We start from the raw sequence: 8,893 nt of genomic DNA, 5'->3' as shown, positions 1-8,893 counted from the left end.
CGGGGGAGGGTGGGTGCTCGGCGACCTCGACACCCACGACCCGCTCTGCCGGCGGGTGGCGAACGCGGTCGGCGCCGTCGTCGTCGCCGCGGACTACCGGCTCGCCCCGGAGCATCCGCACCCCGCGCCGCTGGACGACGCGCAGGCCGCGTTGCGGGCGGTGGCGCAGTGGTTCCCGGAGCGGCCGGTCGCGGTGGCCGGCGACAGTGCCGGGGCCAGCCTGGCCGCCGGGCTCGCCCTGCGCGCCCGCGACGCCGGACCGCGGGTCGCCGCCCAGCTGCTGTTCTACCCCTCGACCGACCCGGCCCAGTCGCAGCCCTCGACGGTGGACAACGGCGAGGGCTACTTCCTCACCGCCTCCGACATGCGCTGGTTCTACGACCAGTACCTGCCCGGTGGCTCGGACGACCCGCAGGTCGACCTGCTGCACGCGGACGTGCGCGGCGTCGCGCCGGCCGTCGTGGCCACCGCCGAGTTCGACCCGCTGCGTGACGAGGGGCAGGCCTACGCCGACCTGCTGGAACGCTCCGGGGTGGCGGTCCGGCGGATCCCCGGTCCGGGGCTGATCCACGGGTACGCGGCGTTCCTGGGCGCCGTCGACGCCGCCGAACGGGCGGCGGGCGACGCGCTGAACGAGCTGGCGGAGCTGCTCACGGGCGGGTGATCCGGGCCCGGCCGACCGTTGCCGTCACGTCCTCGTCACATCCGGGTCACCGATCCGTAGCACGTCCGGTGCATATTCGGGCATTCTTCGACCGTGACGAGTGAGGTGGAGATGGGCCGTTCGGAGACCGGTCGTACCGGTGCCCGGTTCGGTGCGCCCGCCCGCCGGGCCGAGCACGCCCCGGACCCGGAGGCCCCGCACGGATGCACGCCCGAGGAATCCGAGCCCGTCGACGCCGAGGAGACCGCGCTCCCCACCGGGGCCCGGTTCGGCGGACAGACCCGCAGGCAGCGTAAACGCGCCGCGAAGGCCGTCGCCGAGGCCGAGCCGGTCGCGACCCCGGCAACCCCGGAGCCGGCGGCGCCCGCGGTGCCGACCGGGCCGCCACCGGAGCTGGGCCGGGCGTGGGAGACCACCCCGATGCCCCGGTTCGTCGAGGACCCGGACCCGGCCCCGGTCTCTGCGCCGGCCGCCACCCGCTCGGTACGGCCCTACGTGGTGACGGGCGGGCGCACCCGCTCGCGGATGGAGCTGCGGATCGAGACGCTGGTGTCGTCGACCGGGGACACCGGCAACGACGTCGGCGAGCGGCGCTCGGTCCTGGAGCTGTGCGCCCGCCCGCGCTCGGTCAGCGAGGTGGCCGCGCTCGTCCGGGTGCCCCTCGGGGTGGCCCGGGTGCTGATCGGCGACCTGGCCACCGAGGGACGCCTGCGCGTGCACGTCGGCGTGGACGCCGGCACCGGCCCGGACCTGGCGCTGCTGGACCGGGTCCTGTCCGGCCTGCGCCGCCTCTGACCGGCGACGACCGGCCCGAGATGTCATCCGGTCCGGACCGGACCAGGATGGGGATCATGACCACAGATCGTCCCGTCCGAATCGGGCTGCAGCTGCAGCCCCAGCACGCCGACTACTCCGAGATCCGGCGCACGGTCGCCGCCGCCGAGGAGGCCGGCGTCGACATCGTCTTCAACTGGGACCACTTCTTCCCGCTCTACGGTGAGCCCGACGGCAAGCACTTCGAGTGCTGGACGATGCTCGGCGCCTGGGCCGAGGCCACCTCGCGGGTGGAGATCGGCGCCCTGGTCACGTGCAACAGCTACCGCAACCCGGAGCTCCTGGCCGACATGGCCCGCACCGTGGACCACATCTCGGCGGGCCGGCTGATCCTGGGCATCGGTTCCGGGTGGTTCCAGCGCGACTACGACGAGTACGGCTACGAGTTCGGCACCGCGGGCGGCCGGCTCACCGAGCTGGGCAAGGCATTGCCGCGCATCCGGGAGCGCTGGGGCAGGCTCAACCCCGCCCCGACCCGCGACATCCCGGTGCTGATCGGCGGCGGCGGGGAGAAGAAGACCCTGCGCTACACCGCCGAGCACGCCACGATCTGGCACGGCTTCGGCGACGTCGAGACGTTCACGCACAAGTGCGGCGTGCTCGACCGGCACTGCCGCGACATCGGCCGGGACCCGGCCGAGATCGAGCGCTCGACCGCCGTGGAGGGTTCCCCGGCCGACAACGGCAAGGCGCTGCACGACGCGGGCGCCCGCCTGTTCACGATCGGGCAGGACGGCCCGTCCTACGACCTGGGCAGGCTGAAGGACTGGATCGCCTGGCGGGACGAGCAGAACGCCTGACGCAGGTCGGTACCCCGGCGGTCCGTCAGCGCACGAACGGGTCCCGGACCAGGTCCGGGATCCGTTCGGCGGACACCGCGGGGGCGTAGTACCAGCCCTGGGCGTTGGTGCAGCCGTAGGAGCGCAGTCGTTCGGCCTGGTCCCGGGTCTCCACCGCCTCGGCGGTGACGTCGAGGTCGAGCGAGCGGGCCAGCTTGACCAGGGCGCGCAGGATCACGTCGTCCCGGTCGGCGGACCCGGCCACGAAGTTGCCGGCCAGCTTCAGGTTGTGCACCGGTAGCTGGCGCAGGTAGGACAGGTTCGAGTAGCCGGTCCCGAAGTCGTCGATCGCGATCTGCACGCCCATCGCGGCGAGCTCCTTGAGCGCCGCCGCGGGCCGGCCGGGGGTGCCCATCAGGTCCCGCTCGGTGAGCTCGAGCTGGAGCCGCTCCGGGGGCATGTCGTACTCGGCGAGCACCGTGCGGATGTCGGCGACCAGGTCGTTCTCGCTCATCTGCCGGGCCGCGACGTTCACGCTGACGAGCAGGTCGTGCCCGGCCTCGCGCCAGGTCCGGGCCTGGCGGCAGGCCTCGTGCAGCACCCGGCGGCCCAGCGGGATGACCAGCCCGGTCTCCTCGGCCAGCGGGATGAACCGGTCCGGCCCGATCAGCTCGCCGTCCGGGCGCTGCCAGCGCACCAGCGCCTCCACCCCGACCGTCTGCTCGTCGGCCAGGCGCACCAGCGGCTGGTAGACGACCCGGAAGTCGTCGCGGCGCAGCGCCTCGGGCATCTGCGCGGAGAGCTCGAAGCGCAGCACGTCCGAGCGGTGCCGCTCCTGGTCGAACACCGCGTACCGGCCCCGGCCGGCGTGCTTGGCCGAGTACAGCGTGGTGTCGGCCGCCTTCATCAGCTCCTCCGGCCCGGAGTCGCCCTCGTGCCGCACGACGCCGACGCTGGCCGAGATCGCCACCTCGTGGTCGTCGATGCGGACCGGGATGCGGACCGTCTCCAGCGCGAGGGTGGCCACGTCCTCCAGCGCCCGACGGTCCGGCGAGCGCTCCACCAGCACCACGAACTCGTCGCCGCCCATCCGGGCCACCAGGTGTCCGAGGGGGGCGAGCGCGTCGCGCAGCCGGTCCGCCAGCGCCTGCAGCAGGCGGTCCCCGGTGTGGTGCCCGAGCGTGTCGTTGACGACCTTGAACCCGTCCAGGTCCAGGTAGCAGATCCCCGGCCGGGGACGGCACCCGTCCCCGTCGAGCTGGTGCATCGAGGTCCGCAGCCGCTCGAAGAACAACGAGCGGTTCGGCAGTCCGGTCAGCGGGTCGTGCTGGGCCTGGTAGGTCAGCCGCTGCTGCAGCTCCATCCGCTCGGTGACCTCGTTGATCATCGCCAGCAGGTAGCGCGGGTCTCCCTCGGCGTCGCGGACGGCGGAGACGACGACGTCGACCCAGATCCGGCGACCGTCCGGCCGCCGGTAGGGACGCTCCACCGTGACCCGGTCCAGGGTGCCCGCACCGAGGCGCGGCAGGTCCGCCCAGAACGCCGGCTCCTGCTCCGGCGGCACGAAGTCGGCGACGGTCATCGCGCGCAGCTCGTCGGCGGTGTGGCCGACCATCTCGCAGGCGGCGTGGTTGGCGTCGAGCGACGTGCCGTCCAGGGTGAACACGACGATCCCGATGGTCGCGGCGTCGAACACGGCGGAGAAGCGGGCCTCGCTGACCCACCGGGCCTCGTCGGCGCAGGTGCGGGCGGCCAGCGCCGCCGTCGTGATCGCCTCGTGCTCGACCAGCGTGCGCCGGCGCAGGGCGTCGGCGTAGCCGCGGCCGAGGGCTGCCTGCAACGCGAGCACACGGCGCAGCCGTCCGGGGCTGTCCGCGGCGTCGGCGAGGCACTCGCCGAGTACCAGGTGGGTGCGTTCGAGCACGGCAGGCTCGGTGAGGTGGGAGTCGACGAGCGCGCGACCGATCCGGCGGGCGTCCTCGGGGTCGAACCGCTCCGCCCGGGCCGCGGCGAGGAACTGGTCGGACAGGGCCGAGACCAGGCGCCGCAGCTCGTCGGTGGGCAGCGCCAGGTACCGCGCGCCGGCGACGACCTCGGGCAGCCACCGGTCGCACAACGAGTCCGGGCCACCGAGAGCGTCCGCGCAGAGCGCCTCTCCACCCTCGACCTCCGCAGCGGTCACCGGCCGGTGCCCGCTCTCGGCTCCGGACCTGCGAGCGCGCCGTGCCGCATTCGCCAGCCCCCTCGTTCCACGCGCGAGCTACTGTCGTTCACTCCGTGTGATCACGGAACACCATAACCAACCCGTTCACCCGATAGGGCCGAATGTCGGGCCGTGTCCGACCACCTGCACCTCACCGGCCGGTCAGGGGCGGTCGCTCAGGCCGGTGATCCACACCACGGCCTCGCCCGCGTCGTCGGACGCGGCCAGGTCGACCTCGGCGGTGATCGCCCAGTCGTGGTCGCCCGCCGGGTCGTCGAGCACTTGGCGGACCAGCCAGCGCTCCCGCTCCTCCACGATGTCGATCATCTTCGGGCCGCGTGCGTCCGGCCCGATCTCGACCCGGTCGTGCAGCGCGAAGTACGGCTCGAACTCCGAGCGCCACCGCTGCGCGGTGAACCCGGACTCGCGGTCGAGCTCCCCGAGCAGGTCCCACCGGCCGAACGAGGCGAGCTCGACCCGGCGGAACATCGCGTTGCGCACCAGCACCCGGAACGCCCGCTGGTTGGCGCTGACCCCGGACGGCGCCGCGCCGACCGCCTCGGCCGAGGGCGGTGCCACCTCGCCTCCGGCCGCGTCGGCCCCGGCGGCGAGCTTCTCCCACTCGTCGAGCAGGCTGGAGTCGACCTGGCGGACGAGCTCGCCGAGCCACTCGATGACGTCGGTCAGCTCGTCGGTGCGGGCGTGCTCGGGCACCGTCTGGCGCAGCGCCCGGTAGGCGTCGGCCAGGTAGCGCAGCACCAGCCCCTCGGAGCGGGCCAGCTGGTAGTGCGAGACGTACTCGGTGAACGTCATGGCCTTCTCGGACATGTCCCGCACGACCGACTTGGGCGACAGGCGCGCGTCCTCGACCCACGGTGCCCCCCGGCGGTAGGTCTCCAGGGCGGCGTGCAGCAGCTCGTCGAGCGGCCTGGGGTAGGTGACGTCCTCGAGGAGCGCCATCCGCTCCTCGTACTCGATGCCCTCGGCCTTCATCGATGCGATCGCCTCGCCGCGCGCCTTGTTCTGCTGCGCGGCCAGCACCTGTCGGGGGTCGTCCAGGGTCGCCTCGATCACCGACAGCACGTCGAGGGCGTAACCCGGCGCCTCGATGTCGAGCAGCTCGACCGCGGCCAGCGCGAACGGCGACAGCGGCTGGTTCAGGGCGAAGTCGAGCTGCAGGTCGCCGACCAGCTGCGGTCGCCGTCCCTGCGGGGTGCCGGTCTCGGTGACGATCCCGGCGGCGAGCAGCGCCCGGTAGATCGCGATCGCACGCAGGATGTGCTTGCGCTGCCGGGCACGGGGCTCGTGGTTGTCCTCGAGCAGGTGCCGCATCGCGGCGAAGGTGTCTCCGCCCCGGCAGATCACGTTGAGCAGCATCGCGAACGTCACCTGGAAGTGGCTGGTCAACGGCTCGGGCTGGGCGGTCTGCAGCTTCTCGAACGACGTCTGCGACCAGCCGACGAAACCCTCCGGGGGCTGCTTGCGGTTGACCTTGCGGCGCTTCTTCGGGTCGTCACCGGCCTTGGCCAGTGCCTTAGCGTTCTCGATGTCGTGCTCGGGCGCCTCGGCCACGACGGTGCCGACGGTGTCGTAGCCGGCCCGCCCGGCGCGTCCGGCGATCTGGTGGAACTCGCGGGCCTTGAGCGGGCGGGTGCGCGTCCCGTCGTACTTGGACAGAGCGGTGAACAGCACCGTGCGGATCGGCACGTTGATCCCCACGCCGAGGGTGTCGGTCCCGCAGATCACCTTGAGCAGCCCGGCCTGGGCCAGGGTCTCCACCAGGCGCCGGTAGCGCGGCAGCATCCCGGCGTGGTGCACCCCGATGCCGTGCCGGACCAGCCGCGACAGCGTCTTCCCGAACCCGGCGGTGAAGCGGAACGACCCGATCGTCTCGGCGATCGCGGACTTGTCCTCCTTGGAGGTCACGTTGACGCTCATCAGCGACTGCGCGCGCTCGACGGCCGACTGCTGGGTGAAGTGCACGACGTAGACCGGCGCCTCGTGGGTCTGCAGCAGCTCGATGATCGTCTCGTGCAGCGGGGTGAGCTCGTAGCGGAAGTGCAGCGGCACCGGCCGCTCCACCGACGTGATCTGGGCGGTCTCCCGCCCGGTGCGTCGGGTGAGGTCCTCGGCGAAGAAGCTCGTGTCCCCCAGCGTGGCGCTCATCAGCAGGAACTGGGCCTGCGGCAGCTCGATCAGCGGGACCTGCCAGGCCCAGCCGCGCGAGGGGTCGGCGTAGAAGTGGAACTCGTCCATCACGACGGAGCCGACGTCGGAGTCGCGACCGGAGCGCAGCGCCAGGTTGGCCAGGATCTCCGCGGTGCAGCAGATGATCGGGGCCCGCTCGTTCACCGCGGCGTCGCCGGTGAGCATGCCGACCTTGTCCGCGCCGAACACCTCGATCAGGGCGAAGAACTTCTCGCTGACCAGCGCCTTGATCGGTGCGGTGTAGAACGTCCGCTCGCCGCGGGCCAGTGCCGCTGCGTGCGCCCCGACCGCGACCAGCGACTTCCCGGAGCCGGTCGGGGTCGAGAGGATCACGTTCGCGCCGGTGACCAGCTCGAGGACGGCCTCCTCCTGGGCCGGGTAGAGCGAGAGCCCCCGCTCCTCGAACGCCCACTCGGCGAACGTCTCGACCAGGGCGTCGGGGTCGGCGCCGGGCGGGATGCGGTCGGCGAGCGTGGGGGAGGAGGTCGCGGAAGTCATGGTGGGTCCATCGTCCCAGGCGGGGGCACCGGTGACACGCGCCGGGCGGGCGCCCGCGCACGTCCGGGCGACGCCGTGGCGCTAGCGTGCGTCCTGTGGCGGGGCGCGATCAGTCGGGAATGCCCGACCTGGTGCCACCGATGCTGCCCACCCCCGGTGAGCTGGCCGAGGCGACCGACCCGGAGCGCTGGGCCGTCGAGTTCGGCTGGGAGGGCCACCGCTGCGTCGCCTACGCCCGGCCCGGGCGGGTCCGGCTGCTGTCATCGACCGCGCGCAGCGTCACCGGCTCGTTCCCGGAGCTGGCCGCGCTCGGCGAGCAGGCCCCGAAGGCCGGCATGGTGCTCGACGGCACCGTCGTCGCCCTGGACGAGGCCGGGCGCCCGTCCCGGCGGCCGCTGATGCGCCGCACCAACACCGTCCGTCCGGACGCGGCCCTGCAGGCCGAGGTGCCGGTCGGCTACGTGGTCACCGACCTGCTCTGGGCCGACGGGCGGCGGATCCTGGACCTGCCCTACCGGCAGCGCCGCCACGAGCTGGCCGAGCTCGGGCTGGGCGGGCCGACGATCCTGGTCTCGCCGTCGTTCGGCCTCGACGAGGCCGACCTGGTGATGCGCACCGCCGAGCAGTACGGCCTCGACGGGCTGCACCTCAAGCGTCTCGACGTGCCCTACCAGCCCGGGCGGCGCACCCGGAACTGGCTGCGTGTCCCGCTGCGGCGCACCCGCCAGGTCGTCGTCGGCGGGTGGCTCCCGGCCGGGCGACCGGACCGGATCGCGGCCGTGCTGCTCGGCCTGCCCGGCCCCGGCGGGACGACCTACGTCGGGCGGGTCGGGATCAGCACCACCCACGCCCGCGACGACGTCGCGGCGCTGCTGGACGAGCCGGTCGTCGAGGCGTCCCCGTTCACCGGCCCGGTCCCGGACGACGTCACCGCGCACGCGCGCTGGCTGGAGCCGGACCTCGTGGCACTGGTGGAGCACCGCGGTCGCACCAGCACCGGACGTCTGGCGCTGCCGACCTGGCTCGGGCTCGTCGACCCCGACGACGCCGACCCGGAGCTGTGGGAGCCGGGCCCGGCGGTCGCAGCCCGGCCCGGGAACGGCGCCGACGCTCCCGCGGCGCGCGACACCCCGCGGGAGACCAGGTCCCCGGAGCCGGTATCGGCGCCGGCGCCCGGTGGCCCCCCGGAGCAGGCCCCGTGGCACGGGTCGTTGAGCAGGCGGCTGGAGCAGCACTTCGTCTACAACACGCTGAACACGATCGCGGCGCTGGTCCGGGTCGACCCGCCGCGGGCCCGGGAGCTGCTGCTCGGGTTCGCCGACCTGAGCCGCGCCGCGGACCGGGCCGGCGAGCCGAGCATCTCCCTGGCCGACGAGCTCGGCGCCGTCCGGGCCTACCTGATGATCGAGCGGACCCGGTTCGGCAGCCGCCTCGAGGCCACCGTCGACGGCGGGGACGACCTCGCCGACGCACCGGTGCCGCCGCTCGCCGTGCTGGCCGCCGTCCGCGAGGCCGTGCAGCGGTGGGTGGAACCGGAGCCCGACGGCGGGACGGTGCGGGTCACGACCGGGCCGGGGCATCCCGGCGGGACCGCGCGATGCCTGGTCACGGCGGCACCGGCCGGGGCGACGGAGCCGGTCACGGTACTGGCGCTGGACCTGTCCGGTCCGCGTAGCTGATCACTTCCGGAGCCGGTTCGAGGTTTCT

Annotated in this window: 6 protein-coding genes; 4 read left to right on the top strand and 2 right to left on the bottom strand. The window is 73.7% G+C overall.

Annotated elements, in window-relative coordinates; genetic code table 11:
* The 3 genes from I4I78_RS08565 to I4I78_RS08555 form a co-directional block, all read left to right on the top strand.
* Positions 1-664: alpha/beta hydrolase (locus I4I78_RS08565; protein ID WP_218610692.1), on the top strand; the 664-nt coding region annotated here is incomplete at its 5' end.
* Between the two features lie 93 nt (positions 665-757).
* Positions 758-1,459: a DUF742 domain-containing protein gene (locus I4I78_RS33725; RefSeq protein WP_218610691.1), complete on the top strand. Its 702-nt coding sequence runs from the start codon at positions 758-760 to the stop codon at positions 1,457-1,459.
* Positions 1,460-1,515: 56 nt separating this feature from the next.
* Positions 1,516-2,298 carry an LLM class F420-dependent oxidoreductase gene (locus tag I4I78_RS08555; protein WP_218610690.1) on the top strand — a complete coding sequence of 261 codons (783 nt, stop codon included), beginning with the start codon at positions 1,516-1,518 and terminating at the stop codon, positions 2,296-2,298.
* A gap of 25 nt (positions 2,299-2,323) precedes the next feature.
* Here I4I78_RS08555 and I4I78_RS08550 read toward each other — a convergent pair whose 3' ends face one another.
* Together I4I78_RS08550 and I4I78_RS08545 are read right to left on the bottom strand one after the other, a co-directional pair.
* The gene (locus I4I78_RS08550; protein ID WP_218610689.1) at positions 2,324-4,459 is read right to left on the bottom strand and encodes a bifunctional diguanylate cyclase/phosphodiesterase; all 2,136 of its coding nucleotides are present in this window, start codon (positions 4,457-4,459) and stop codon (positions 2,324-2,326) included.
* A 183-nt stretch (positions 4,460-4,642) separates the two neighbouring features.
* A complete protein-coding gene (locus tag I4I78_RS08545) occupies positions 4,643-7,186 on the bottom strand; it encodes an RNA helicase (protein WP_218610688.1) in 2,544 nt (847 codons plus the stop codon).
* Between the two features lie 119 nt (positions 7,187-7,305).
* Between I4I78_RS08545 and I4I78_RS08540 the strand changes: the two genes are divergently transcribed.
* Entirely contained in the window at positions 7,306-8,865 is a 1,560-nt protein-coding gene (locus tag I4I78_RS08540) for a histidine kinase (RefSeq protein WP_218610687.1), read from the top strand.
* The last annotated feature ends 28 nt before the right edge of the window (positions 8,866-8,893 follow it).

The sequence above is a fragment of the Pseudonocardia sp. KRD291 genome (assembly GCF_019263595.1).
Taxonomy (GTDB): Bacteria; Actinomycetota; Actinomycetes; order Mycobacteriales; family Pseudonocardiaceae; genus Pseudonocardia.
This window is presented reverse-complemented; position numbering and strand designations above follow the sequence as displayed.

Excerpts from the sequence above, each read along its gene's own strand:
- I4I78_RS08545 (WP_218610688.1), bottom strand. The coding sequence starts at position 7,186 with ATGACTTCCGCGACCTCCTCCCCCACGCTCGCCGACCGCATCCCGCCC.
- I4I78_RS08540 (WP_218610687.1), top strand. The coding sequence starts at position 7,306 with ATGCCCGACCTGGTGCCACCGATGCTGCCCACCCCCGGTGAGCTGGCC.
- I4I78_RS08555 (WP_218610690.1), top strand. The coding sequence starts at position 1,516 with ATGACCACAGATCGTCCCGTCCGAATCGGGCTGCAGCTGCAGCCCCAG.